This is a genomic window from Amycolatopsis sp. lyj-112, assembly GCF_046549055.1.
GTDB lineage: Bacteria > Actinomycetota > Actinomycetes > Mycobacteriales > Pseudonocardiaceae > Amycolatopsis.
On the sequence record NZ_JAJPWS010000003.1, the window covers coordinates 146859 to 171124 of the forward strand.

General features: G+C 65.4%; 29 protein-coding genes. 15 read left to right on the top strand and 14 right to left on the bottom strand.

Features of this window, described 5'->3' with window-relative positions; genetic code table 11:
• Window positions 1-24: 24 nt before the first annotated feature.
• Entirely contained in the window at window positions 25-480 is a 456-nt protein-coding gene (locus ACLJRL_RS12610; protein WP_410656904.1) for a hypothetical protein, read from the top strand.
• On the opposite strand, the gene ACLJRL_RS12615 is transcribed toward ACLJRL_RS12610, so the two are convergent.
• Entirely contained in the window at window positions 428-856 is a 429-nt protein-coding gene (locus tag ACLJRL_RS12615; protein ID WP_410656315.1) for a hypothetical protein, read from the bottom strand. The two genes, ACLJRL_RS12610 and ACLJRL_RS12615, sit on opposite strands and share 53 nt — an antisense overlap.
• 148 nt (window positions 857-1004) lie before the next feature.
• Window positions 1005-1310 (bottom strand): DUF6355 family natural product biosynthesis protein, encoded by a 306-nt coding sequence (locus tag ACLJRL_RS12620; protein WP_410656316.1) that lies wholly within the window; start codon window positions 1308-1310, stop codon window positions 1005-1007.
• A 974-nt stretch (window positions 1311-2284) separates the two neighbouring features.
• Here ACLJRL_RS12620 and ACLJRL_RS12625 point away from each other — a divergent pair.
• The 13 genes from ACLJRL_RS12625 to ACLJRL_RS12685 all read left to right on the top strand — a co-directional run bounded on the left by ACLJRL_RS12625 (window position 2285) and on the right by ACLJRL_RS12685 (window position 12740).
• Window positions 2285-2554: a DUF1883 domain-containing protein gene (locus ACLJRL_RS12625; RefSeq protein WP_410656905.1), complete on the top strand. Its 270-nt coding sequence runs from the start codon at window positions 2285-2287 to the stop codon at window positions 2552-2554.
• A 342-nt stretch (window positions 2555-2896) separates the two neighbouring features.
• Window positions 2897-4135, top strand: coding sequence for a helix-turn-helix domain-containing protein (locus tag ACLJRL_RS12630; protein ID WP_410656317.1), 1239 nt, complete (start codon window positions 2897-2899; stop codon window positions 4133-4135).
• A 5-nt stretch (window positions 4136-4140) separates the two neighbouring features.
• Window positions 4141-4701 (top strand): flavoprotein, encoded by a 561-nt coding sequence (locus tag ACLJRL_RS12635; RefSeq protein ID WP_410656318.1) that lies wholly within the window; start codon window positions 4141-4143, stop codon window positions 4699-4701.
• A gap of 105 nt (window positions 4702-4806) precedes the next feature.
• Window positions 4807-5103, top strand: a complete 297-nt coding sequence (locus ACLJRL_RS12640; RefSeq protein WP_410656319.1) for a hypothetical protein — start codon at window positions 4807-4809, stop codon at window positions 5101-5103.
• 39 nt (window positions 5104-5142) lie between these two features.
• Window positions 5143-5598, top strand: a complete 456-nt coding sequence (locus ACLJRL_RS12645; RefSeq protein WP_410656320.1) for a hypothetical protein — start codon at window positions 5143-5145, stop codon at window positions 5596-5598.
• Between the two features lie 294 nt (window positions 5599-5892).
• Window positions 5893-6150, top strand: coding sequence for a hypothetical protein (locus ACLJRL_RS12650; protein WP_410656321.1), 258 nt, complete (start codon window positions 5893-5895; stop codon window positions 6148-6150).
• Complete coding sequence (locus tag ACLJRL_RS12655; protein ID WP_410656322.1) at window positions 6128-6382, top strand: AMED_5909 family protein; 255 nt, start codon at window positions 6128-6130, stop codon at window positions 6380-6382. Before ACLJRL_RS12650 ends, ACLJRL_RS12655 begins: the two co-directional genes overlap by 23 nt.
• Before the next feature lie 314 nt (window positions 6383-6696).
• Window positions 6697-8277, top strand: coding sequence for an FtsK/SpoIIIE domain-containing protein (locus tag ACLJRL_RS12660; RefSeq protein ID WP_410656323.1), 1581 nt, complete (start codon window positions 6697-6699; stop codon window positions 8275-8277).
• Window positions 8274-8660, top strand: a complete 387-nt coding sequence (locus tag ACLJRL_RS12665; protein WP_410656324.1) for a hypothetical protein — start codon at window positions 8274-8276, stop codon at window positions 8658-8660. The genes ACLJRL_RS12660 and ACLJRL_RS12665 overlap by 4 nt, the downstream gene beginning before the upstream one ends.
• A gap of 50 nt (window positions 8661-8710) precedes the next feature.
• The gene (locus ACLJRL_RS12670; protein WP_410656906.1) at window positions 8711-10276 is read left to right on the top strand and encodes a replication initiator; all 1566 of its coding nucleotides are present in this window, start codon (window positions 8711-8713) and stop codon (window positions 10274-10276) included.
• A gap of 10 nt (window positions 10277-10286) precedes the next feature.
• Window positions 10287-10475 carry a helix-turn-helix transcriptional regulator gene (locus ACLJRL_RS12675; protein WP_410656325.1) on the top strand — a complete coding sequence of 63 codons (189 nt, stop codon included), beginning with the start codon at window positions 10287-10289 and terminating at the stop codon, window positions 10473-10475.
• Window positions 10475-11755 (top strand): tyrosine-type recombinase/integrase, encoded by a 1281-nt coding sequence (locus ACLJRL_RS12680; protein ID WP_410656326.1) that lies wholly within the window; start codon window positions 10475-10477, stop codon window positions 11753-11755. The genes ACLJRL_RS12675 and ACLJRL_RS12680 overlap by 1 nt, the downstream gene beginning before the upstream one ends.
• A gap of 196 nt (window positions 11756-11951) precedes the next feature.
• Entirely contained in the window at window positions 11952-12740 is a 789-nt protein-coding gene (locus tag ACLJRL_RS12685) for a DUF6338 family protein (protein WP_410656327.1), read from the top strand.
• 112 nt (window positions 12741-12852) lie between these two features.
• On the opposite strand, the gene ACLJRL_RS12690 is transcribed toward ACLJRL_RS12685, so the two are convergent.
• Window positions 12853-14025 (bottom strand): acyl-CoA dehydrogenase family protein, encoded by a 1173-nt coding sequence (locus ACLJRL_RS12690; RefSeq protein ID WP_410656328.1) that lies wholly within the window; start codon window positions 14023-14025, stop codon window positions 12853-12855.
• 105 nt (window positions 14026-14130) lie between these two features.
• Between ACLJRL_RS12690 and ACLJRL_RS12695 the strand changes: the two genes are divergently transcribed.
• Window positions 14131-15780 carry a class I adenylate-forming enzyme family protein gene (locus ACLJRL_RS12695; RefSeq protein WP_410656329.1) on the top strand — a complete coding sequence of 550 codons (1650 nt, stop codon included), beginning with the start codon at window positions 14131-14133 and terminating at the stop codon, window positions 15778-15780.
• Between the two features lie 4 nt (window positions 15781-15784).
• Here the strand turns inward: ACLJRL_RS12695 and ACLJRL_RS12700 are convergent, their stop codons facing one another.
• The 11 genes from ACLJRL_RS12700 to ACLJRL_RS12750 form a co-directional block, all read right to left on the bottom strand.
• Window positions 15785-16414 carry a DUF3558 family protein gene (locus ACLJRL_RS12700; protein WP_410656330.1) on the bottom strand — a complete coding sequence of 210 codons (630 nt, stop codon included), beginning with the start codon at window positions 16412-16414 and terminating at the stop codon, window positions 15785-15787.
• Window positions 16415-16431: 17 nt separating this feature from the next.
• The gene (locus tag ACLJRL_RS12705) at window positions 16432-17052 is read right to left on the bottom strand and encodes a DUF3558 domain-containing protein (protein ID WP_410656331.1); all 621 of its coding nucleotides are present in this window, start codon (window positions 17050-17052) and stop codon (window positions 16432-16434) included.
• Window positions 17036-17737, bottom strand: a complete 702-nt coding sequence (locus ACLJRL_RS12710; protein ID WP_410656332.1) for a WXG100 family type VII secretion target — start codon at window positions 17735-17737, stop codon at window positions 17036-17038. Before ACLJRL_RS12710 ends, ACLJRL_RS12705 begins: the two co-directional genes overlap by 17 nt.
• Before the next feature lie 2 nt (window positions 17738-17739).
• A complete protein-coding gene (locus tag ACLJRL_RS12715; protein WP_410656333.1) occupies window positions 17740-18096 on the bottom strand; it encodes a hypothetical protein in 357 nt (118 codons plus the stop codon).
• Complete coding sequence (locus tag ACLJRL_RS12720; RefSeq protein ID WP_410656334.1) at window positions 18093-18401, bottom strand: YbaB/EbfC family nucleoid-associated protein; 309 nt, start codon at window positions 18399-18401, stop codon at window positions 18093-18095. The genes ACLJRL_RS12715 and ACLJRL_RS12720 overlap by 4 nt, the downstream gene beginning before the upstream one ends.
• Entirely contained in the window at window positions 18398-18859 is a 462-nt protein-coding gene (locus tag ACLJRL_RS12725) for a YbaB/EbfC family nucleoid-associated protein (protein WP_410656907.1), read from the bottom strand. The genes ACLJRL_RS12720 and ACLJRL_RS12725 overlap by 4 nt, the downstream gene beginning before the upstream one ends.
• A gap of 134 nt (window positions 18860-18993) precedes the next feature.
• On the bottom strand, window positions 18994-19491 hold the full coding sequence (gene purE / locus ACLJRL_RS12730; RefSeq protein ID WP_410656335.1) for a 5-(carboxyamino)imidazole ribonucleotide mutase: 498 nt from the start codon (window positions 19489-19491) through the stop codon (window positions 18994-18996).
• Between the two features lie 8 nt (window positions 19492-19499).
• A complete protein-coding gene (locus ACLJRL_RS12735; RefSeq protein ID WP_410656336.1) occupies window positions 19500-20684 on the bottom strand; it encodes a 5-(carboxyamino)imidazole ribonucleotide synthase in 1185 nt (394 codons plus the stop codon).
• A gap of 46 nt (window positions 20685-20730) precedes the next feature.
• Window positions 20731-21933: a glycosyltransferase 87 family protein gene (locus ACLJRL_RS12740; protein WP_410656337.1), complete on the bottom strand. Its 1203-nt coding sequence runs from the start codon at window positions 21931-21933 to the stop codon at window positions 20731-20733.
• Window positions 21908-23281, bottom strand: coding sequence for a glycosyltransferase 87 family protein (locus ACLJRL_RS12745; protein WP_410656338.1), 1374 nt, complete (start codon window positions 23279-23281; stop codon window positions 21908-21910). The genes ACLJRL_RS12740 and ACLJRL_RS12745 overlap by 26 nt, the downstream gene beginning before the upstream one ends.
• Before the next feature lie 79 nt (window positions 23282-23360).
• A complete protein-coding gene (locus ACLJRL_RS12750) occupies window positions 23361-24233 on the bottom strand; it encodes a GGDEF domain-containing protein (protein WP_410656339.1) in 873 nt (290 codons plus the stop codon).
• Window positions 24234-24266 lie beyond the last annotated feature (33 nt).

Genomic DNA, 24266 nt, shown 5'->3' on the forward strand with positions numbered 1-24266 from the left:
TCTGAGGGCAGAATCTCCTGCGTGATGGATGAACGCCTGATCGGCCTTTGGTCGGAAAGCACGCTCTACCCGAACGATGTCGAGTCGGCCGAGCTGGCCTTCCGCTGGAACGGCTCCGGCTGGCTGTACTGGTCGAGCTGGAGCACCTCGTTCTCGGTTTCCCGCTACACGTGGTCGGCGTTCACCCCGGGCACCCTGGTCTTGAAGTTCCACTGCGAACTGGACGGCACGTGGTCGATCGAAGACGGTGTCGTGCGCCATGACGTCGAGTCCGAGGAGGAAAGGGGATCACTCGTCAAAGTCGGCTACGAAGTCGTGCCCGGTGAGGATCCGCTCGGGAACACGCTCACCGTGCTGTCACTGGACCGGCCGCTCCACGACCACCTCGCGGGCTCGCGGTTCGCGTGGGTCGAGCAGTCGGGTCCCCTCAGTGATCCGGCCGCCGGTGCTCCGCGGCCAGGGCCGCCCAGCCACCGCTGACCGCCAGCACCTCGAGCACCCGCTCGGCCTGCTCGGCGAACCCGGCGAGATCCTCGTGCAGCAACGCGATCCGCTCGACGTCCAACGGGACCTCGTCGTCGGCCCACAACTCGATCACCGTGCTGACGGTGAACACGAGGAACTGGATGATCCTGATGAATTCCTCGGACGGTTCCGGCACCGCCTTGCGGTAGCCGGTCTCGATCTCGTCGCATGCCGCGACCAGCTCACGGAGCGGCCTGACGATGTCGGCCGCCGTCCCGTCCCACGCCGCCGACGGCCACGCGCGATCCCCGAGCTCGAGCCACAACCGCCAGCCGGCGATCAGCTCGGCCTCGTCATGCGGTGTCCACGACACCGGAGCCGACCAGAACATCTTTCGAGAGTGACAGGCCACGGCCATGATCGCCGTACTTCCGTGAAGCATCTCACCGACGCCCGATCTCACAGGCGCATTTCGTCACTCGAAAAGGGAGAACCCGGCGGCCCGAGTGGGCCGCCGGGTTCCTCGATGATGGACAGGTTCAGCAGTTACCGACGTACCAAGCGTCACGCGTCTGGCGACCCCTGGAGTGATCCTCGATGTCGGTCAGACCCGGATAGACGCACTTTTCCGTGTCCTGGAACAGAATGTTCTCGACGATGATCTTGACCCGGTCACCGCCACAGTGGTTGTACAGCGCACGCCCACTGTCACTCGAGTAGTACGGGACGAATCCGCACTCATAGTCGGCAACGGTTCGTGACGACACTTCGGCAGCCCCTGCACTCGGCGCGACGGCAAGACACGCGAGCACAGCCCCAGCGAGTGCGACAGTAATCTTCTTCACGGAACATGATCTTACTGCGAACGCGCGTCCCCTATGGGCCTTTTGCGAAAAGTCCCGCCGACCGGGTCACTCGCTCAAGTACATGAAGGCCCCCTTCCTTGCGTTAGGCGCAAGGAAGGGGGCCTTCATGTACTTGGCCGAACGTGTCAGCCCTTGAGCAGGGCTCGCGCCATGACCATGCGCTGGATCTGGTTGGTGCCTTCGTAGATCTGTGTGATCTTGCGGCCAGTTCCGACCCATCTGGCGATCTTGCCTGAAAATTGCCTCTGAGCTGCTGAAACGTCTCTCGACAGTTCTCGGTGGATCTTGGCCCTACCCGACGTCTGACGGCCTGTAGACGGCCTGGTTCGCGTCGGGACCTTGGCATGACTGCCGCCAATCACGGGTCCGGCAGGGACGCACAGGTGCCGATCGCGCACCAAGCATGCGAGATCCCCCACCTCGCTGCTTACCTGCCCGAAGTATGGCGCGCTGCCCGCTGACCTTCGACAGGATTCAGCGGCGCCAACCCGCCCGTCCCTCTTCTCTCCGCTTCCCTCGCCCCCGCCATCTCTAGCGCCGGGTCGATCGCGTCAAGGCACGCTTTCCCGCCTTGATGCGGGCGGGCCGGTGTTAGACGCTGAGAAGCGAGGGATCTGCTGGTGACCACTGCACGTCGACTGGCTGAGCCGGAAAATTGAGCCGAAGTACTCCTTGGATCTCCGTTGTCGTCGGCGGCGCGCTGCGCGGTGCTGCTCGTCGGCGGGCTCGCCGCGACCGGCGGCCGGAGCGGAGCGGCAGGCCGTCCGTGTCGCATGGGGCGGAGCCCGCCGGACGGGTGGTGACGTGCGCGCCGCCGACGGCGGCGCCTTGATTCCATAGAGCCAAGTTCGGCAAGTAAGCGTGTCGCTGGGCTAAAACTGCCGCTAGCCGTGCTGTCCTTTATAGCAACGTCGAACATCAGTACGACCATGATCAATAGCGTGGTGATCAATATGCAGTTCCACACCTGGGACCTAGGGCAACGGTCAGCCGGAAACGTTGTTGAGGTTTCCCTAACAGGGAACGCGGCGAATGTAATGCTACTTGACAGTAGCAACCTGGCAGCCCGGAAGGCGGGAAGAAACTATCGGGCCTCCGGGGGACATGTAACAAGATCGCCGGTTCGCCTGACTGTTCCCAGCAACGGCCACTGGTATTTGGCCGTCGACTATGGAGGCGCAGCCGGGAGTAGCCGCGTCTCACACAGGGTCCTCGCGGCCTAGTTAGGACGGAGAAAGATGGCAAAGACGCCAGCCAACAGCGGAAAGCAGTGGACCAGCTCCGAAGATCGAAAATTGCGCGAAGAAGCGAAAGGGAACACGCCGACTCGGGTTATCGCCCTACACTTGGATCGCTCGGAAGATGCAGTACGTAACCGGGCAAGTGAGCTGGGCGTCTCATTGAAGCCGACGAACCAAAGCCCATACGGGACGCAGAAGTAGTCACCTGTCACGGTAGTTGTGGTGGGGCACGGAGCTTCCGGCCCCACCCACGGCAGTGCCTACCGAACGTGTGCCAACTACTTAACAAAGATCAACTTTGCCGTTCACTGTTAGCCTGAGGGTATGCGTGGTGCGGGTGATCAGCTCAGCATCGGGGAACGTATTGCCTTCTACCGGCGGCGGCGCGGTCTGTCGCAGGCGGTTCTTGCTGACTTGGTGGGCCGCACTGAGGACTGGTTGAGCAAGATCGAGCGCGGCGAACGCGAGATCCGGCGTCTGGACGTGCTGGCCGACGTCGCGCGGGGCCTGCGGGTGACGCTGGGAGATCTCCTCGGCGAACCGGTGCTGATGGAGGACGAGGACAAGAACGACGACGTCCCGGCCATCCGTGACGCCCTGATGGCACCGAGGCGCCTGTCCCGCACCTTGTTCTCCTCGGCCATGTCACCCGAGTACATCGATCCGGCGCCGGTGGCTCAGCTGGTCGAAGGTGCCTGGTCCAGCTACCAGAAGGGCGACCTCGGCCGTGTAGTTGCCGCGTTGCCGGGCCTGATCAAGACGAGCCAGGGCATGGAGTCCGCCTCCGCCGACGACGAGCCCTACCGACGAGCCTGTGCCGCCGTGTCCGCCCGCGTCCACCACCTGGCCGCCACGACGCTGAGCAAGATCGGCGAAGCCGACCTCGCGTGGATCGCAGCAGAACGCGCCATGCAGGCAGCCGACGAGGCAGATGACCCGCTGGTCCTGGCCTCGGCCGCCCGATCCGGCACACACGCGCTCCTGGCCGTCGGCCGGTTCGACGACGCGCTTGAGCTGGGAGACGTCGCCGCAAAGTGGCTGGTCCCGAGGATGCGGTCTGGCGATCCGGCCGCGCTGAGCCTCTACGGCATGCTCTACCTGCGGACGGCTGTCGCCGCTGCGAGGCAACAAGACCGGTCGACGGCGAACGAGCTGCTGTCTCACGCAGGTCGTGCGGCTGATCAGCTCGGCACGGACGCGAACCACTGGCAAACGGGGTTCGGCCCGGCCAACGTCGAGCTGCACCGGCTGTCGGCCGCTCTGGATCTGGGCGACATCTCGCAGGTGATCGAGTCGGCTCCGAGGATCAGCGTCGACCATCTTCCGGTGGAGCGGCAGGTCACCCATCTGATTGACTTCGCGCGGGCTTTGAGCCTGGTCGCGAAGGATGACGAGGCGCTGTCGGCGCTGCTCACGGCTGAGAAGAAGGCTCCGGGGATCGTCCGGCACAGTACGGCGGTGCGGGAGGTCGTGCGGTCGATGTATCGCCGCGCCCCGGCGACGGCTGGTAAGAAGTCATCGCCCTTGTTGGCGTTGGCTGAGCGCTGCGGCGCGGTGAGGTAGGTCGGGTGGCGTCGCGTGTTCTGGGTCTGGTCGGCTCGGGTGCTGGTGGTGTTGAGGATCTTCTTCCGCGTGTGATCCGGCCCCTTCAAGAGGACGGCTGGACGGTCGCGGTGACCTTGACCCCGACGGCGGGGCGCTGGCTGGACGGAAACGGCGGGCGTGCCGAGATCGAGGAGGCCACCGGTTTCCCGGTTCGGGTCCTGCCTCGTTCGCCGGCCGAATCGAGCCCGCATCCGGCACCGGACTGCTATCTGGTCGCGCCCGCGTCGGCGAACATGGTCGCCAAGCTCGCGATGGGCATCGCCGACAATCAGGCTCTGACGCAGGTCAACGAGGCCATCGGCACTCTCAACCTGCCGGTCGTGGTCTTCCCGCGCGTGAACGCCGCGCACGCTCGTCACCCCTCGTGGGAGACGCACATTGAAGCTCTGCGGCGTGCTGGGGTGCATCTCGTGTACGGGGACGACGTGTGGCCGCTGCACGAACCGCGGAGCGCTCCCGGGCGAGAACTGCCCTGGTCAGCAGTGCTTTCCGCCGTGAACGAGACCGTTCCTCTCTCTCGCTAGTTCCTACCCGGACAGTTTGTCCGGGGTGAGGCTGCGCACTGGGTGTCTCCTGTGTTCAGCGTGCCCGACCGGGCTCGCCGAGACCGAGACATCGGGAGAGCACACATGGGCATTCACGTGGTGATTCAGCCCCTCGTCGGCTACGGCGCGGCGGTGGTTTCACCCTCTCCTGGCGTTCGTCAGCTCGTCGCCGGAAGCGAAGAGACCTCCTTCATCGTCCAGGTGCCCGCCCGTATCGGCGGCTTGATGGACACGGCGCGGTTCGCGCAGAGCCTCGCGGCCGCTGCCAGTGAGTTCAGCGAGTGGTGCGAAACCCAGCACCGCACACGCTCGCATTCCTCTTCCTTCAACGACCAGTGGTCCGACGCTGCCGATGACGCCGTATCGCGCAAGAACGACTGAGTGCACGGAATCCACACAGGACTACAGCAGGAGTAACAAATGGCTATCTACAAGGGTTTTCGGTTTCCCATCGAGTTCGACGAGGCTTTCGGTCAGGGCTTGGTGATGGTCGGTGAGGTGTCGCCGGACACCGAGTACCAGTCTCGGGAGGATCGGGGACGTCCGGCTCGGCAGCGGGTCGACGAGGTGACGGGCAAGCGCCAGTGGAAGGTCACGGTGACCGACCCGGACGAGGTCAAGGCGAAGCGGGCGTCGTTCGAGATCACGTTGCTTGCCGATGTGCAGCCGGTTCCGACGACGTCGGAGGTGCTGCCGGGTATGCGGCCGATCGAGCTGGAGGGCCTGACGGCTGAGCCGAAGGTCGCTGGTCAGGGCGAGTTCAAGTACCAGTCCTACTTGTTCCGTGCGACCGGCTTCAAGGCTGCGGCCGCTGGCGGGGCGTCGAAGTCGGGCCGTGCCTCGGGTTCCGCTGAGTCGACGCCCAAGGCTGCGTGATGCCGGGCGGGGTGCCGGGGAGCCACCGTGTGGCCGTGGTTCCTCCGCACCTGGTCCAGGCGTGGGAGATGGCCTACCGCCATTACAGCGCGCTGAGGGCACAGGCCGTCGACCCGTTGGCAGCGCACGACCTGGCCGTTGCTTCCCTCGCGGTGGCTGCGGCCTGGCGGGATCTCCTGGCGGAAGGCCGGTTGCCGTGGTGGGTGCTCGCGGCCGTGACAGCGGCGACAGAGGGATTCGAAGAGAACGCGCGGTCGTGGGAGATCCGCGCTCGGAGTGAGGAGGGGCAGGGCCGTGGCGTTCAACGCGATGTGGAAGCCGGGGCGGCAGGCGGTCGCGGGGATGCAGGGGTGTGGTTCGGCGAATCCGGCCCTGGTCATCTACCTGGACCCGGACAGCCTGGCGATCGTCCCGCCGTCCGACAAGGCCGCGTGGCCGGAGTTCATCCGGCTCCTTCGCCAAATCCGCGACGGCTCGGACGAGCTGGCGGTGTTCCTAGACAAGCACACGGCGGGCAAGGAGGTGCGCGATGACGACACCCGGCCGGAATGAGCCACAGACCCTGCGAGACGCGCACGCCGTCGCCTCGGCCTGTCGTCCGAAGCCTGGTTCGAACCTGTCGACGTGGCTGAAGTTCCATCAGGCCAACGCGCGCATGTACCGGGCGGTGTCCGATGTGGATCGTGGGCATCATCACGAGCTTCGTTACTGGGTGGGCTATGAGGAGCGCAAGGCGGAGGAGGTGGCCGCGCAGATCCAGAAGGCGAAGGCACAAGCCAGCTGAAAACTGAATGACAGAGCGAAAAACGCGCGTGGGGACGTGCGGCGCACAAGCACGTCCTCAAGCGTTCTTCTTGTCCTGTAAGGCGCAGAAGCGGAATCCGGCTACCAACCTCGCCGCTCCTGCGCTGTCCACAACCACTGGAAGTGAACAATGACAACGCTAAACGATGGCAACAAGCCTGCGCTAGACGGGGTCACCCGAACGCGCTGCGCACTCTGCAAACGATTCGCCAAGCTGCTGCCCGGCGAGACGGAGTGCGCTCCCTGTCGGGGAATGCTCCCGCTGGATCTGACCGGCGCGGACGGTGGTCGCCGATGAACGCGAACGGGATCGGGTTCCTTCTCGTCGGCGGCGGAGTACTCGGCGTAGTGGTGTGGCTGCTGCACAAGCTCGGTCGCGCGCTGGCCACGATCGCGGAAGTCCTGGCGGCGGCCGCACTGGTGTTCATCGCCGTGTGGTGGCTGCTGAAAGCGTTGGTGTGGATGGGAAAGCAAGTCATCTTGCGCTGGCGGACCAGTCTTGCCGTACTGGCGATCGCAGCGTGGTGGCAGTGGCTCGGCTGGCTGTCTCTGGCGATCGTCGCCGGGTCGGTGGTCACCGTCCTGGTGTCCTGGCGGCTGATCGACGTTGTGTCCTATGACCACTGTTGCGGCCGGTTCCTGCGGTCCTGGTGGATGCGCTGGGCGGTCTATGCCCGCAAGCTCCCGGCCTGGTTGCACGCCTGCGGGCTGAGCATCCGGGACGAGGCCCTGCCGGTGGAAGTGACGGTGAACCTGGTCGGCCGTCGACGTTTGCGGTCCCGCAAGGCCGCTTCGGGATCTCGTGGTGTGCAGGTACCGAAGGTGCTCAAGGTGCGGTCGGGTCCGTCGTGGGATGAGGTCCGGGTGCAGCTCGTTCCGGGCCAGAAGCCTGAGGACTTCGACGAGGCCGCACGGGCGTTGGCGGTGGCGCGCAAGGTCAAGCGGTGCCAGGTACGGGAGCTGGAACCCAACGTGGTGTCCATCGACTTCCAACGCCGTGACCTGCTCAAGTCGGTAGTGACGTCGCTGCCGGTGCCCGACCTGGTCTCCCCCGACAGCACCGGTGTGGACCTGCGGAACGTGTGGTCCGGGACCACCGAGTACGGCTCCGACTGGCGAGTGCCGCTGGTCGGTTCAGGTGCGCACTGCCTGACCGCTGGCGCGACCGGAGCGGGCAAGAACTCGGTCATGTGGAGCCCGCTGGTGTCCGCCGCACCTGCGATTCGATCCGGTGTGGTCCGGGTGTCGGGTATCGACCCCAAGGGGATGGAACTCGCCTACGGGCGCGGGATCTTCGCCCGATACGCGGTGACCGGCAAGCAGGCGCTCGACGTCCTCGACGGCCTGCTTGAGGAGATGGAGTCCCGCAAGCAGGAGTTCGCCGGGCGGGTCCGCATGATCCCGATCAGCGTCGAGCATCCTTTGGAGGTTCTGGAGTTCGACGAGATCGGCGCGCTCACCAAGTACACCGACCGCAAGACCCGCGACGCGATCGTGGAGAAGGTCGCGCTCCTCACCACCCAGGGCCGGGCCTTGGGGATCACGGTGCGCGGCTATGTACAGGAACCCACCAAGGACACCGTGCCGGTTCGGGAGCTGTTCCCCCGCCGCGTCTGCCTGCGGGTGACCTCCAAGACACACGTCGGGATGGTGCTCGGTGACGGCGCGTACGAGCGGGGCGCGTGGGCGAACAGGATCGGCGATTCCGAAGCCGGTGTCGGCTACGTCTGGGGCGAAGGCGTTCGTGAACCCCTGCGCGTTCGTGCCGGGTGGGTCACCGACGAGGAGATCAAGGCACTGGAGACCTACGTGACCAACGGCGGCGCTCACGTCGTCGACCTCTCGGCCCGTGGCGGCGAAGGGATGGCGGCATGAACCGGCTCATGGTCTTTCTCGATGCGATCCGCGATCACCTCGACTCGTTCGCTCTTCCTCCGGCCGCGTCCGTGCGGGTCGGGGTGGGTCCTGATCCGATCACGGTGCAGCTCGACGCCGACCGCCTGGAGAACGTCGCCCGTGGCCTGCTCACGTGGGCCAACTCCCTGGAGGACGTGACGGCGTCGCTATGGCGTCCTGAGGGTGGCGGATCGGTGCACCTGGAACTTTCCGGCCGGACCCCGTGCGGCATCCCCGTGGTGGTCTACGGCGGCGTCTGGTTCGACGACGCCACGTTCCCGGATCTGCCTGCGGGGATGCGACAGGACATGCCGGTGTTCGTGCTGCGGCAATGGAACACCCCTGGGGAGGTGGCAGCGTGACCAGCACAGAAACCCCGGTGCCCACGCCGGCCAACTCCCGGGCCGTAAGGATGCGGAAACCCCTGGCCACGGACGTGGTGAAGGCGACCGCGGAACGCCACGGCGTCTGTGTCCGGCCCTTCACGATGGAAGTCGGCGACACCGACACCGGAGAACTCCGCTACGTCCCCGTCCCCTGCGGCTCCACCGTCGAATCGGTCTGCCTGCCGTGTGCGCGGAAGGCGAAGGCGCTGCGGCAGGTGCAGTGCCGTGAGGGCTGGCACATCGACACCGAACCCGACTTCACCACACAACCGCCGACCGAGACACAAACGGAGCTGCTGGCCTTCCGGGCCGACCTGGTCGCGGCCTACCGACAGGAGACCAACACGGCCGAGACGGAGGAGCTGCGGGCCGAGATCCAAGGTGTCGACGACGAACTTCGGCAACTCGGGATGCGCGGCCGTCTCCCCTCGATCGACCTGCCCACCAAGAAGGCGGTGAAGCGCTCGACCAAGCGGCGGCAGGACGCGCCGAACCTGCCTCGACGCAAGGTCACCAAAACCACCGTCGGACGCGAGTACGCGGGACGGTTCCGGCCCTCGATGTTCGTCACACTCACCTGCGACACCTACGGCCCGGTCCGATCGGACGGCGCCCCGGTCGACCCGGCGACGTATGACTACCGGCGGGCCGCTCGGGACGCGGTCCACTTCTCGGCGCTCGTCGATAGGTGGTGGCAGAACCTTCGACGGGTGGTCGGCTGGGACGCGCAGTACTTCGCCACCGTCGAACCCCAACGACGCGCCGCACCACACCTACACGCGGCCATCCGAGGGTCCTTCCCACACGACGTCATCCGCCAAGTCACCGAAGCCACCTACCACCAGGTCTGGTGGCCCAACCACGACCAGATCGTCTACACCGACCGAATGCCGACCTGGGACGGCGACTCCAGGGTGTTCCTCGACCCGGACACCCGCGAACCACTCACCTCATGGGACGACGCGGTAGAAGCCGTGGAAGACCCGGCGCACGTGGTCACCTTCGGGCGGCAGGTGCACTCCAAGGGCATCCTTGGCGGCTCGGAAGAAGCAGGGCGGCACATCGGCTACCTGACGAAGTACCTCACCAAGTCCACCGGGGAGGTCGTGGAAGCCGACACGGTGCGGCAGAGGGATCACCACGACCGGTTGCACGCGGAGCTGTCGGTGACCCCCTGCTCGCCTCGCTGCGCGGTGTGGCTTCTCTATGGCATCAACCCCAAGGGAGCCAACGGAAAGACGACTCCTGGGCATTGCAAGGGGAGGGCACACCGGCGGACCACGCTCGGCCTGCCTGGCCGTCGGGTGCTGGTGTCGCGCAAGTGGTCCGGCAAGACGCTCGTCGACCACAAGGCCGACCGCAAAGCCTTCGTCCTGGAAGCCCTGGCGGCGGTCGGGATCGAGAAACCCGCACCGGATCCGGCTCGGCTGGTCTGGCGCAAGGTCGACTCCGGCGACCCCTCCGTGCCACCTCGGGACCACCTGGTGATGCACGCCATCTCCGAACGCATCACGTGGAAAGCCGAGTACGACAAGGCACTACTCGCTGCGCAAGGTCCGCCGGATCTTTCGGCAACTCCGCTCGCGGCCTAAGGGGGATGACATGGACAACGTGAGCAACGCGGATCGGCTGTGGTCGGTCGAAGACGTCTCGGCCTACCTCGGCGTACCGGTCAAAACGCTCTACCAGTGGAAGTGGCTCGGCGCAGGGCCGCCAGTACGCAAGATCGGCCGCCACCTTCGGTACGACCCGACCAAGGTCCGCTCTTGGGGCACGGAAGAGGCAGCCTGATGGGACACATTCAAGATCGTTGGTATCGCCCCGCCCGTGACGAGAAGACTGGAAAAGTCATCCTCAACGGGCGGGGCAAGCCCGTGCTCGAAAAGACCGAGCTGTACGGCATCGGCTTGCGCTACAAGGTCCGCTACCTGGACCCCGACAACGAAGAACGCTCAAAAGCCTTTCCGGACAAGCAAAAGAAGCGCGCCGAGAACTTCCTCATCGGAGTGGAGTCGGACAAGCGCGAAGACAAGTACATCGACCCACGTGCGTCGTCGAAGATCTTCCGCAAACAGGCCGAAAACTGGCTCAAGGCCCAGTCCCCCGACCCGGCCACCCGCGAGATTCTGCGTAGTCGCCTAGAAAGCCAGATCTACCCGACCTTCGGGCACTTGAAGTTCGGTCAGATTAAGCCGCCCACCATCCGTGACTGGGTGGGCGACATGGACGAACGGGGGCTGTCCACGAACTATCAGGTCGTCCTGTTCACCATCGTGGCCGGCGTGCTGGACTCGGCGGTCGACGACAAGCTGATTCGGGAGAACCCGTGCCACGCCAAGACGGTGCGGCGGCCGGTCGGCGAGAGCCCGCAAGTTGTTGTATGGCCGGAAGAGCGAGTGCATACGATCCGGGCGGGACTGTCCGAGCGGTTCCGAATCGCTGTCCCACTGGGCTCTGGGTTGGGCCTGCGGCAAGGGGAGATCCTCGGGTACTCCCCAGACGACATCGACCGGGACGCGATGGTCGTCCGGATTCAGCGGCAGATCAAGACCGTCAAGGGCGTGATGATGTTCGCGCCACCCAAGGGCGGGAAGACACGCACTGTGCCGCTCTCCCCCGCCATGCTCGCCGAGATCGACGACCATGAGGACCGGTTCCCGTCCGTCGCGGTCACGCTTCCGTGGCGGAAGCCAGACGGTGAACCCGTGACGGTCCGGCTCCTGATGACGGGAGAAGAGGGACGGCTTTACACCGGAGACCTGTTCACCAAGGTCGTGTGGCAGGCCGCGTTCAGGGCGGCTGAGATCGCCTACCGTGGCCGGGCGGACGGCATGCACGCCCTGCGGCACTTCTTCGCCTCGACGCTGCTGTCTCGCGCCGTGTCGATCAAGGAACTCGCCGAGTACCTCGGCCACTCCGATGCGGGGTTCACCCTGCGGACTTACACGCACCTCGTCCCATCGAGTCACGAGCGGGCTCGGCAGGCAATCGACGCGGTGTTCGGACGATCAGAAAATGACTCAAATTCTACACTTCGTGTTGATTCTCGCCTCGCGGCAACCGCATCGTAACGCTATCAACCTAAATTACGACTGATCCCATCAAGGAACCCGCTTCGACAGAATGTGAAACAGTGATGTCAAAGGAAAACAGAGGGAACGACAAGAAGCCGACTAAGGGACCCGAGAAAAAACAAGAGAACAGAGGGCAGATCGACAAGGACAAAGGAGCGACACCCACCAAGAGCGGAGACATTGATTAGAGGATATGATTCCGCAGACTTTTGGAACACTTGTAGCATTTTTAGCCCTGATTGCACCGGGACTAGCATTCGAGCTAACCCGAGAGCGCAAACGCCCCGCGCGCTCCGACTCCGTGTTTCGCGAAGCCTCTAGAATAGCCTTGGCAAGCCTCATACTTTCAGCCGCAGCCGTCGTCATACAACTTGCACTCTGGAAGATCTGGCCTCAAGGATCTATCAACCTAGACAAGTGGACAAAGTTAGGCAACGTCTACCTTCAAGATAACACGACCAAGATTGTCGGAAACTTGGCCGCTATCACACTTTTCTCGTGCTTTCTAGGATTCGCAACAGCACAGATAGTAGCGTTCAAAACCGGAGAAGAATCGGTCAATATCAACAGCTCCGCGTGGCGAGAAGCCCTTCGTAGCGACAGGCCACGAAACGCGAAGGTGTGGGTGCACGTGCACCTTAAGGACAAGACGGCCTTCTTTGGCTATCTCGGCTCGTACTCGCTGGCTGAGAAACCAGACGAGCGAGAGATTCTCCTAAAGGGAGTGACTCTTCACAGAGTGAATTTCACTGAGTCCGGCGAAGTCGAGAAGGTTGCCACCATAGGCGAGAAGTGGGAATGTGTCATTATTCCATCATCTCAAATTTCGTACATCCGAGTACAGTATCGAGACTTAAACGGCCAACCGCTTCATTCAAACGAACGAACTCAGGAATTGAGCGGAAAATCCGCAGATGTCAACGCCAAGGATGACGGTGACCCACGCTTGCCCACCTCCGCCCCCGAGGACGGTAGCTCCTAGCGCTCTGCCAGGGAGGCTCAGCGGTGTTCGGGCGGCCTGGCTCCCATGACGGCCTGGAGGCGGCCTGATCATGAGCAGCCAGAGCCGCCCGAACTACCGGGTCAAGATCAAATCAGCCCTTGAGCAGGGCGCGGGCCATGACCATACGCTGGATCTGGTTGGTGCCTTCGTAGATCTGTGTGATCTTCGCGTCGCGCATCATGCGCTCCACCGGGAAGTCGCGCGTGTAACCCGCGCCACCGAACAGCTGCACCGCGTCCGTGGTCACCGACATCGCGATGTCCGACGCGTACGCCTTCGCAGCGGCGGCCATGTAGCCACCGCGCTTGTCGCCGCGCTCGGTCGCCGCGGCGGAGGCGTAGACGAGGTTGCGGGCGGCCTCGATCTTGATGCCCATGTCGGCCAGCATGAACTGGACGCCCTGGAACTCCGCGATCGCCTTGCCGAACTGCTTGCGCTCCTTGACGTAGCCGATCGACGCGTCGAGCGCGCCCTGCGCGATACCCAGCGCCTGCGCGCCGATGGTCGGGCGGGTGTGGTCGAGAGTGCGCAGCGCGGTCTTCAGGCCGGTGCCGGGCTCGCCGATGATGCGGTCGGCCGGGATGGTGCAGTTCTCGAAGTGGATCTCGCGCGTCGGCGAGCCCTTGATGCCGAGCTTCCGCTCCTTCGATCCGACGGTGAAGCCGGGGTCGTCCTTGTGCACGACGAACGCGGAGATGCCGTTGGCCTTCTTCTCGGCGTTCGGGTCGGTCACCGCCATCACGGTGTACCAGGACGATTCACCCGCGTTGGTGATCCAGCACTTGGTGCCGTTCAGCACCCAGTGGTCACCGTCGAGCTTCGCGCGGGTGCGCATCGACGCGGTGTCCGAGCCGGCTTCGCGCTCCGAAAGCGCGTACGACGCCGACGCCTCACCGGAGGCGATCGACGGAAGCACCAGCTTCTTGAGCTCTTCCGACGCCGAGATGATGATCGGCACCGTGCCCAGCTTGTTCACCGCCGGGATCAGCGACGCCGACGCGTCGACGCGCGCGACCTCTTCGATCACGATGCAGGCGGCGATGGCGTCCGCGCCCTGGCCGTCGTAGGCCTCCTCGATGTGCACGGCGTTGAAACCCGACTTGACCAGGGCCTTGTACGCCTCGATCGGGTAGCGCTCGTCCTCGTCGACCTCGGCCGCGTACGGCTCGATCTCCTTCTCCGCCAGGGCACGCACCGCGGCCCGCAGCTCTTCGTGCTCCTCGGCAAGCTGGTACAGACCCGGGCCGTCAGACACCTTCGTCACCTCTTCTAACCGCGAATGAGAGTTCGACCGATGTTAGCGCTCGTTCACATCGTGCGACATCGCGAGCGCTTGTGTCTTTGGCCGCAAAGTCCGTACGTTCGAGTGATGCAGCTCACTCCGCTCCCCCGGTCGCTCGACTATCCCGAGGTCCCGGTCGGCTCGGTACTGGCCGGCGCCGCTGCCCGCTGGGGCTCACGCACCGCATTCGCCCACGGAGATCAGAGCCTCACCTTCACCCAGACGTACAGCGCGGCCTGCCGGTTCGCGAACGCGCTGCGCGCCGAAGGCATCGGGAGAGGCGACGTCGTCGCGCTCCACCTGCCCAACTGCCTGGCCTACCCGATCGCCTACTACGGGACGCTGCTCGCGGGCGCCACGTTCAGCCCGGCCAACCCCCTGCTCCCGCCGGAAGACCTCGCTTTCCAGCTCGCCGACGCCGGCGCGGTCGCCGTCGTGACGGTCGGCCCGGTCGCCCGCGTGCTCGCGGCCGTTCGCGATCGGACGTCGGTCCGGCTGAGCATCGTGGTTCACCCACCGGACGGAGTGGAAGAGGGCGAAGTCGAGTTCACGGAGTTCTACTCCGATCACTCCGACGAGCGACCTGAGGTCGAGATCGACATCTATCGCGATCTCGCCCATCTGGCTTACACCGGCGGTACCACCGGTCGCTCGAAAGGTGTCTGCCTGCCGCACCGGAACGTCGTGGTCAACAGCCTGCAAAGTTCCTGCTGGCGCCTCGGCGCGGTCCCCGCGCTCGATGCCGCGGGAGAGGTGACCGTCGAACAGTTCGGCGACCCGGACGAGTGGCCCTCGCGGATCGGCACCGGGATCGCCCTCAACCTGACGCCGTGGTTCCACGCCATGGGCACCATCGCCGCGCTCAACGTTCCCGTGCTCGACGGCGGCACCGTCGTCCTGCACGACCGCTTCGACCCGTCCGCGTACGTGGCCGACGCCGAGATGCTGCGAGTCACCACCATCGGCGGGGCGCCCGCCCTGTTCGCGGCGCTGCTCGCCTGCCCGGAATTCCACACGGCCGACCTGTCGTCGGTGCTGACCATCGGCTCCGGCGCCGCGCCGATGAACCACGAGATGATCCGCGCTCTCCAGCAACGCTTCCCCGGCGTGATCATCACCGAGGGCTACGGCCTCACCGAGGTCACCATGGGCGCGATCATCGCCCCGTCCCATCGCTCGGCCGTGCGCAAGGTCGGCTCCGTCGGCCTGCCGCTGTTCGACACCGAGATCAAGATCGTCCCGTCCGAAGGCGGCGAAGAACCGTTGCCCGCCGGGGAACGCGGCGAGGTGTGCCTGCGCGGCCCGCAGGTGATGACCGGCTACCGCAACCGTCCCGAGGAGACCGCCGCCGCGCTCGTCGACGGCTGGCTGCACACCGGCGACATCGGCATCCTCGACGAGGACGGCCATCTGTCCATTGTGGATCGCAAGAAAGACATGCTGCTGTACAAGGGATACAACGTCTTCCCACGCGAACTCGAAGAGCTGCTGATCACGTTACCCGGCGTCGCCGCGGCGGCCGTCGTCGGCAAACCGGACACCGATGTCGGCGAACTCCCGGTCGCGTTCGTGGTCCGCGACGACGAGAACGTCACCGCCGAACAGCTCATGGAAGCGGTCGGCGCCCTTGTCCTGCCGTACAAACGGCTGCGGGCGATCCATTTCGTCGACCAGATCCCGGTGTCAGCGGCCGGGAAGGTGCTCAAACGAGAACTCCGGAAACAACTCGCCGACTGAACCCTCAGCGGCCGCGGAGGTTGGCGATCACGAACTCCGCGGCCTTGAGCGCGGCCGCGCACCTATCGGTACCCCAGTACGTCGACTTGGCTTCGTCGACCTGGCCGTATTCGAAGTTAAGCACCTCGGTGTCATTGACCCCGAGGTCCACGGAGCAGGCCCTGCGTTGATGACCGTTATATTCGAATACAGGAGGGTTCGTGACATACTCGATGACCGGGAGTCCGTCGATCGAGAACTCACGCCACTGAGCGTACCGATCCGGCGATTTCCGGTGCGTGGTTATTCGCTTATCGATGCCGCCCAGGTCGGCGGGCAGGATCGCGATCGTGAGCGAGCCCGCCTTGTAGTAACTCCACTCGCAGGAATTGAGGTTGTTCGGGTCAGAGTTCGACGTTTTCACCTCGTCGGGAGGATCCATGAGCAAAGCGGCGACCTGTTCGTTTTTCAGGACACGACACGGATTCGATCGAAAGGCCGCCAATCCCAGGGGGTCCCGAACGGGAAGGGCCTGGATCGTCCACTCCACCCGAGCCGGAGCGGGCGGACTGTCGAGAACCTGATCCGACCACAGAACTCCACAACCCGCGACAAGCGATGCCGCCAGGACGGCGACTCCGAGAGCGGTCGGCACCCTCGTCCTGTTACCACTCACGACCCACGCAGATTGCCGATCACGAATTCCGCGGCTTTGAACACGGCCGCACACCGATCGGTACCCCAATACTGAGAACCGGCCGTACCATTGACCCGATAGCCGAAGTTGAGCGCCGCGTCGTCCGACACGCCGACTGTCAGACCACAGGATTTCAGGTCGCCAAAGAGATGGTACTGGGCAACAGGTAAGCCGCTGATCGACAATTCTCGCCACCCCGGGTAGAGACCCGGGTCACGCTTGCTGAGCTCCGCCAGTTCGGCGAGCGTCTTTTCTTTACCCGCAGAAAGGCGCACGCTCAGCAGTGGCCCATTCCAGATATTCCACGAGCATCCTGTCGGAGCCGAATCAGCTCGACTGGGATTGACCTGGTCTGGCGGGTCTACGATCAGCGCCGCGATATCCTCACGCTTCAACGAGGCACAAGGGTCCGCTTGAAAAGACGTAAGATCAACAGGGTTCTCGACAGGTGTGAGCGGGGTCGCACCTCCCACCTGAGCAGGCTCGGGCGGCCTCTCAAGCAGCGGGCTCGGCTTTCCCAGACCGCACCCGGCGACCATCACGACCATCGCGAACAAGACGATGGAAGCCGACCTCACATTATTCCGGAACAGCATCTGGCTCAACCTTCCATTGCTTCTGCTCGTCTACTCCGGAGCCCGCGCGAAGATCAGGAACCTCGACGAAGTTCGTCTTTATCTGCTGCAACCCGACAGCACTTTCCTGAAAACCGCCGATCGTCTTGATCGCCTCACCGAACAAGGAGAGAATCTTCTTCACGAGCTCCCCGAGAGCCTCGATAACCGAATCGATGACATCGGCGAAGGTGATCAGGTTAACCCCTGGAATAACGGAGGTGAGAGCAGCGACAAGCGCCTTCAAATCAATCTTGGCAAGCTCTCCGGCGCACTCTCCCAAAAATGTGATGGCCGAAGCATAGGTTTCTATCACCTTGCTCGCGATGCCTGCCATCACTCCGGATATACCAGCCACCGCCTCCTGCTCTGACTTGAGCGCGTTGGTGACATTGGCGGCGTGTGCGACGAACTGATCCGCGGCCCGCCCGGTCCAGGTTCCCGCCAATGCCTGAACAGCAGTACCGATATCGTCGTGTGCATCCTGGATTGTGGCGTTGCTTGCGAACCGGGATGCGATCTCCTGAATCCCAACCGCATTACCGAGAAGGCGTGTCCGAATATCGTCGAGCATCCGGAAAACGTCAGAACGACCAACGAGTGGAAGTCCGGCGAAATCACGGATCTTCTGATCTGCGGCGAACGGGTACTCCGGCAATTCACTCATGATCACCCTCCACCCTTTTCGAGGTCGCGGAGGCGCTTGTAGTAATCTTCGTCCTGCGCGTCGTAGTAGTCAGCGGCCTTGTCCATGGCATCGCCCAGCTTGAACAAACGATCAAAGCCGCGAACACTTTTTTCCTGCAACTCGGTGATCATCCCGTTGAAGGCTTCGATAATGCCTGCTTGCTCACCGAGCATGCCAACATCGTGAACACCGAGGCGCAGCCCTTCGATATCAGCATTGGCGAAGTCACGAAGGCGCCCCGCAGCATGAAAAACGTCCTCGGTCGCCCTTCGAAGGGCTTCCGGGTAGACCTCAAAGCCTGAACCGCTGGAGCCGAGTGGATCGAACGGACCACTCATCGAAGGCCTCCCTTCTCCGCTTCCTCGATCACTGCGCTACGCCGCGTGTGCGCGGCACTCTCCGCCTCGTTGATCGCACGCAAGACATGCCGAGCAAGACTCGCCTCCGTTTGCGTCTCCAAGGCATCAGGGTCCAGGTCGACCGAGATCAACGAACCCATGCCGTCCACCGTGACCGTGCCCAGCCCCTCAGGAATGTTCCGGGTCAGCATCGCGGTCCGGCCGCTTTCCGCCGCCTGCTCGATCGCGGCTACCCTGGCGTCGATTTCCTTGGCCAGGTGATACAACCTGTCGTGGGTGTTCACCGGTGACCTCCCCGCTCGTCGGAGTCCTCATCCGAGAGGAAGTCGACCTGGTCGAAGCTCTCTTCATCAGGATCTTCGCCTCGTGGCGCCCGGACTCTCCGACCCGCGGGGACCGAGGACGGTCGGGCCTGACTGTCCTTCCCCGATTCCACTGAAGCCGGTATGGGTCGCGCGGCCGGCTCTTTTCCGACCAGCGCTGCCAACTCCGGCACTGCCGCCGAGTGCGCGGCGCCACGCGCGGCGTGGACGGCCTGCACGATGCCGGCCCCCATCAACTGCGGGTGCGCCCTGTCCAGCGCGTTGTCCGAGATTCTCAGATCGACGAGTCCGCCGCGGCCGGTCACGGTCGCGGTAACCGCTTGATCAGCGGACCGTCCGGTGTGCACGGCCTCCTCGAGCCGGGCTTCCATAGCCCGCACCTGATCGCGAAATACTCGCGGATCCCGTGGTGCCGTCATGAGCGCATCACAAAGCCCAGCATCGTGCTCCCTCCTCCACCACCGGCCATTCTGACCGGTAGTGCCCACCCGACACCTTACTGTGACGATCTACGCCCGCAAGCAGGTTCCGAGAATTCGGAGGGATCGAAAAGTCAGCCTTCGACGCGTTTCCGCAGTGCGGCGTCCTTGTCCAGCACCAACTGCTCCAGATCTGCCTGGAACCGCGCCATCTTCGCCTGCAGCCCTTCGTCGGACGCCGCGAGGATCCGCACCGCGAGAAGGCCCGCGTTCCGTGCCCCGCCAACGGAAACCGTCGCGACCGGGACACCGGCGGGCATCTGCACGATCGACAGCAGCGAGTCCATGCCGTCGAGGTACTTCAGCGGCACCGGCACGCCGATCACCGGCAGCACGGTCGCCGACGCGACCATTCCCGGCAGGTGCGCGGCACCGCCGGCGCCCGCGATGATCACACGCACGCCGCGCGAAGCGGCCGACGTCGCATAGTCGAGCATCCGTTGCGGAGTGCGGTGTGCGGAGTAGACCCCGACCTCGTACTCGACGCCGAACTCGGCCAGCGCCTGCCCGGCCGCTTCCATCGTCGGCCAGTCCGAGTCGCTGCCCATGATCAGGCCAACCTGCGGCGACATCTTCACTCCTAGTGGATCTCGTAGCCGTCGAGCCAGACGGCGTGGGAAAGCCAGTGCGCGGCGAGCAGCGCGCGGTCGCGCAACTCCTCCATGCGTTCGCCCACAAGGTTGACGTGGCCGAGTTTGCGGCCGGGACGTTCTCCCTTGCCGTACAGGTGAACGCGGATGTCCGGGTACCGCGCGAACAGGTGATGGAGACGCTCGTCCGGACCCATTTCGGGGGCTTCGGGCGCGCCGAGGACGTTCGCCATCACGCAGGCGGGGGCGATCAGATCGGTCAGCCCCAACGGATAGTCGAGCACGGCGCGCAGGTGCTGTTCGAACTGCGACGTCTTCGAGCCGTCCTGGGTCCAGTGCCCCGAATTGTGCGGGCGCATCGCGAGTTCGTTGACCAGCAGGCCTTCGTCGGTCTCGAACAGTTCGACGGCGAGCAGGCCGGTCACGTTCAGGGTGGCGGCGATCCGCAGCGCGAGGTCCTGCGCGTCCTGCGTGCGCTCGACGCTCAGCCCCGGCGCCGGGGCGAGCACCTCGGTGTTGATCCCGCCGGACTGCACGGTCTCCACCACCGGCCACGCCGCGCCCTGGCCGAACGGGGACCTGGCCACCAGCGCGGAGAGTTCCCGCCGCATGACGACCTTTTCCTCGACCAGCAAAGGAGTTCCGGCGTCGAGGAGCTCCGGGACGGTCTCGCGGGCCTGCTGCGCGGTGTCGAGCATCCAGACGCCGCGGCCGTCGTAGCCGCCCTGTGCCGCCTTGAGCACCACCGGCCAGGAGTGCTTGTCACCGAACGAGATCACATCGTCCACAGAGGACACTTCGGCGAACTCGGGGCCGGGGATCTCGAGCCCGGCCATCATCTCGCGCATGATGAGCTTGTTCTGCGCCATCGACAACGCGGCCGGATCGGGCCGGATCGTGATGCCTTCCATCGCGAGCGTCAGCAGGTGCTCGCCGGGAACGTGCTCGTGGTCGAAGGTCAGCACGTCGACACCGGCGGCGAACGAGCGCAGCGCTTCGAGATCGGTGTGGTGGCCGTGCACGACCTCGCCCGCGACGAGACCGGCGGATTCATTCTCTCCGGCGGCGAGCACACGCAGGGACTGGCCGAGGGAGATCGCCGCCTGGTGGGTCATCCTGGCCAGCTGCCCGCCGCCCACCATGCCCACGATCGGAAGACCGGTTCGCTTGTCCACTACTGCCGCACACTCCCGCTCGAAAACCAACACCGCACGGAGCAGATTACTTGGCCGCTACCGCCGCGACCTGGGCGGACCCGCGCCGCAGCTCCCGCACGGCCAGCCCTGTGATGGCGATCGCAGCGGTGAGCACGTAGATGTTGCCGAGCAGCGACCAGCCCAGGCCCCAGCCGAACTCGGTCTCCCCGCCGTTGGGCACGAACATGATCACGCCGCTCACGAACAGCAGCGCGACGCCGGCGGCCGGAAACCACGATCGGCGGATGACGAGCAGGACGAGCAGCGGCACCGTCCACACCCAGTGGTGTGACCAGGACACCGGCGAGAGCAACAGCCCGTAGAACGCGGTCACCAGCAGTGCCCCGGTCGCGTCGCCCCGGCGGTGCAGGCGCACCACCATCCAGACGGCCGGTACGGCCAGCACCGCGGCGATCGCGATGGCCACCGTCAGCGACCACGGCGCCAGCTCCGAAGCGCGGTTCACCAGCCCGTTGAGTGACTGGTTGAAGATCCAGTGCACCGACCCGACCCGGCTGGGGTCGGTGGCCGATTCGGTCCAGAAGCGGAAGGCGTCGCCGGGGATCACCGCGAACATCACGGCTTCGAGCCCGACGAAGGTGCCCAGCGCCCGCAGCGCGTCCTTCCACCGGCCGGTGAACAGCAGATGCGGGACGAAGATCAGCGGCGTCAGCTTGATCGCGGCCGAGATCCCGATGAGCACCCCGGCCCAGCGTGATCCACGCGCCGAAAGCACCAGGACGTCGAGGACGATCAACGCCATCAGGATGAGGTTGATCTGGCCGAGGAAGAGCGTCTTCCACACCGGTTCGAGGGCCAGTGCGCCCGCCGTGGCGAGCGGCAGGACCCACCACCGGGTGAGCGGGGCACCGCAGACGCGGGCGACCACGGTGATCACGACGCTGAGGCAGACCAACGAGAGCGCGCCGACGACGCCCCAGGTCAGTCCGGCCGGGACGATCGCGAGCGGCAGGAACAGCGGCGCAGCGGCCGGGGTGTAGGTGAACGGCAGCAGCACCCACGGCGGCAAGGTCGTCAGCGCCTCACGGGTGTAGAGCGGCTCGCCCTTGAGCAGGGTGAGCGCCCCGGCCCGGTAAACCGCGCTGTCCGCGCCGAGGTGCCATTCACCGAGCCAGGCCACGATGCCCAGCACGAGCATCGCCAGGGCGAGCGCACCCGCCAGCGCGAGCCCGACCCTGAGATCAGCCGCCGGTCGCGACTTCAGCATGCTCGTCGTCGTCCCTCACAGCGTCGTCACCCGCCGCCGAACGCCGCTTCCGCTTCAGGTACCACCACCGCCCGGCCAGCGCGAGGGCCAGGACCAGCGGCATGAAGATGTACGCGCTGCCGAGGATGTTCTGCCACACCTTCCAGTGCAGCTCGACATTGCGGCCGTTGGGCAAGATCAGCAGCACACAGCTGATGAAGACGAAGAACACCGCGAAGGTCCCGAGCCAGCGTTTCCACGCGGTGGCGGGAGTGGTCTGCGGCAGGCGCGAGACCAGCAGGACGACCAGCGGCACCACCCAGACCCAGTGGTGGGTCCAGGAGATCGGCGAGATCAGCAGGATCCAGAACGCCGTCACCAGCATCGCCGCGAGCGCCTGGCCCTTGCGGTGGAAGCGCAGCACCAGCCAGATCGCCGGGATCGCGAGCAGCGCGCCGATGCCCATCGCCGTCTTCGACGCCCAGGGCGCGAGGTCCGTGAAGCGGTTCATCAGCGCGTTCAGGGACTGGTTCCCCGCCCAGTGCACCGGGCCGATCCGGCCGGTGTCGGGCAGCGTGTAGGTCCAGTAGCGCGCCGCGTCGTGCGGGATGATCAGGAACATCAGGCCCTGCATCACGACGAACGTGATGAGCCCGCGGATGGCGTCCATCCGGCGGCCGGTGATGAACAGATGCCCCAGGAAGACGATCGGGGTGAGCTTCACCGCGGCTGCGACGCCGACCAGCACGCCGCCCCAGCGGCTGCCGCGGGCGCCGATCACCAGGATGTCCAGCATCACCAGCGCCATCAGGATGAGGTTGATCTGCCCCAGGAAGATCGTGCGCCACACCGGCTCGAGGCCGAGGAAAACCAGGAAGAACGCGATCGTGGAACGGGCGGGCGAGGCCCACCAGCGAGGTCCGTCGACCGAAGGCTTCGGCAGCGCCCCGATCGCGATCCGCACGCACAGGGCCATCGCGAGCAGCGAGACCGCGGTCAGCACACCCCAGGCGACCTGCGTCGGGACCAGTGCGAGCGGGATGAAGAGCAGGGCGGCCGTCGGCGGGTAGGTGAACGGCAGCAGCGCCCACCACGGTTCCACCGCGAGCGTGTTGGAGTCATACAGCGGGTCGCCGTTCAGCAGCGTCACGGCGCCGGCGCGGTAGACCGCGCTGTCCACGCCGAGCACCCATTCGTGCTGCCAGCCCCAGATACCGAAGCCCATCGCGACCAGCGGGATCACCGAGAGGATCAAGATCGATCTCGGCCGGACGGACAAGCGGGCGAGCGACCTGCGCAACGAGAGGCGATGCAGCGGGCGGCTCGCCGAAACGTCGCCGTTCGCATCGGCGGGAACAGTCCGGGTCACGCAAACAGGAAATCATGAACCGGGTGGTCGCCGGTCGACTGGGTCACCCGCGACCTGGAGAACGTCTTGCGCTAGCCCGCTACGAACGCGCGAGAGAGGTGAGCAGATCGCACGCCTGGTCGTAGGTCGCCGGGAGCCGGACGGCCGAAATCTGCGGTCGGCCGGTCTCCTGGAGCTGGGCATCCACCGAAAGGCGTTCGTTGAGCGCCCTTCGCAGCGCGACGCCTGAAGAAGCGAGCCTCTCGTCCTTCGGCACCAGTGCGCCGGCGATCGAAGGCCCGAGCGAAGCGACGCTCTCGCCGCCGTCGAACACCGACTTCAGCGCGTCGGCGACGAGGATCATCCCGGTCAGCCGGGGCCAGCCCGCGACCGAGCTGAAGTCCATCGCGACCACCAGCAGGGTGTGCGCCTCCGCGACCGGCCGCTCGTCGCGGCGAGCCCGGCGGTACAGCTCACTCAATCGGGTCCTGAGGTACGCGGCGGTGGGGAGACCGGTCAGCGGTTCGGTGACTTCGGTGTTCACGAGCTGATCCGTCGCGACGTCCGCCCACGCCAGCGCCGTCACCCGGAGTAACCGAGACGGCGTCGAGTCGACGTCCGGTGCGATGAAGCCGTCCACCTCGTCCGGGGCGGCGAGCACGGCGTGCAGTGCCGCGAGATCCGCCAGCGTTTCCGCCAGCCCGGCACCCGCCGCGGCGCGTGCCCGGCCCAGTCCGGCGAGAGCGGTCTCCGCCACTTCCGCGGCGGCGGCCCGGCCGTTCTTGATCACCGCCGCGCAGACCGCGTCGACCTCGGGAAGGCCCCAGTCACTCGGGAAACGCCAGCCCGAGGCCAGGCTGGCCGTCCGCCAGCGAGCCCGCAGGGCACGGAGCGAGCGATCCCGTTCGAACCGGTTCCAGGCGGCTTGCCCGTCGGATCCCCCGAACGGCGCACCGGTCGCCGGTACGTCCACTGGCCACCGCCCCTTCCGTCCCGATCTTTTCGA

Excerpts from the sequence above, each read along its gene's own strand:
- ACLJRL_RS12715 (WP_410656333.1), bottom strand. The coding sequence starts at position 18,096 with ATGAGTGGTCCGTTCGATCCACTCGGCTCCAGCGGTTCAGGCTTTGAG.
- ACLJRL_RS12740 (WP_410656337.1), bottom strand. The coding sequence starts at position 21,933 with ATGCTGAAGTCGCGACCGGCGGCTGATCTCAGGGTCGGGCTCGCGCTG.
- ACLJRL_RS12655 (WP_410656322.1), top strand. The coding sequence starts at position 6,128 with ATGACGACACCCGGCCGGAATGAGCCACAGACCCTGCGAGACGCGCAC.
- ACLJRL_RS12670 (WP_410656906.1), top strand. The coding sequence starts at position 8,711 with ATGCGGAAACCCCTGGCCACGGACGTGGTGAAGGCGACCGCGGAACGC.
- ACLJRL_RS12615 (WP_410656315.1), bottom strand. The coding sequence starts at position 856 with ATGTTCTGGTCGGCTCCGGTGTCGTGGACACCGCATGACGAGGCCGAG.
- ACLJRL_RS12630 (WP_410656317.1), top strand. The coding sequence starts at position 2,897 with ATGCGTGGTGCGGGTGATCAGCTCAGCATCGGGGAACGTATTGCCTTC.
- ACLJRL_RS12660 (WP_410656323.1), top strand. The coding sequence starts at position 6,697 with ATGAACGCGAACGGGATCGGGTTCCTTCTCGTCGGCGGCGGAGTACTC.
- ACLJRL_RS12705 (WP_410656331.1), bottom strand. The coding sequence starts at position 17,052 with ATGCTGTTCCGGAATAATGTGAGGTCGGCTTCCATCGTCTTGTTCGCG.
- ACLJRL_RS12645 (WP_410656320.1), top strand. The coding sequence starts at position 5,143 with ATGGCTATCTACAAGGGTTTTCGGTTTCCCATCGAGTTCGACGAGGCT.
- purE (WP_410656335.1), bottom strand. The coding sequence starts at position 19,491 with ATGTCGCCGCAGGTTGGCCTGATCATGGGCAGCGACTCGGACTGGCCG.
- ACLJRL_RS12610 (WP_410656904.1), top strand. The coding sequence starts at position 25 with ATGGATGAACGCCTGATCGGCCTTTGGTCGGAAAGCACGCTCTACCCG.
- ACLJRL_RS12725 (WP_410656907.1), bottom strand. The coding sequence starts at position 18,859 with ATGACGGCACCACGGGATCCGCGAGTATTTCGCGATCAGGTGCGGGCT.
- ACLJRL_RS12640 (WP_410656319.1), top strand. The coding sequence starts at position 4,807 with ATGGGCATTCACGTGGTGATTCAGCCCCTCGTCGGCTACGGCGCGGCG.
- ACLJRL_RS12675 (WP_410656325.1), top strand. The coding sequence starts at position 10,287 with ATGGACAACGTGAGCAACGCGGATCGGCTGTGGTCGGTCGAAGACGTC.
- ACLJRL_RS12680 (WP_410656326.1), top strand. The coding sequence starts at position 10,475 with ATGGGACACATTCAAGATCGTTGGTATCGCCCCGCCCGTGACGAGAAG.
- ACLJRL_RS12685 (WP_410656327.1), top strand. The coding sequence starts at position 11,952 with ATGATTCCGCAGACTTTTGGAACACTTGTAGCATTTTTAGCCCTGATT.
- ACLJRL_RS12710 (WP_410656332.1), bottom strand. The coding sequence starts at position 17,737 with ATGAGTGAATTGCCGGAGTACCCGTTCGCCGCAGATCAGAAGATCCGT.
- ACLJRL_RS12695 (WP_410656329.1), top strand. The coding sequence starts at position 14,131 with ATGCAGCTCACTCCGCTCCCCCGGTCGCTCGACTATCCCGAGGTCCCG.
- ACLJRL_RS12665 (WP_410656324.1), top strand. The coding sequence starts at position 8,274 with ATGAACCGGCTCATGGTCTTTCTCGATGCGATCCGCGATCACCTCGAC.
- ACLJRL_RS12625 (WP_410656905.1), top strand. The coding sequence starts at position 2,285 with ATGCAGTTCCACACCTGGGACCTAGGGCAACGGTCAGCCGGAAACGTT.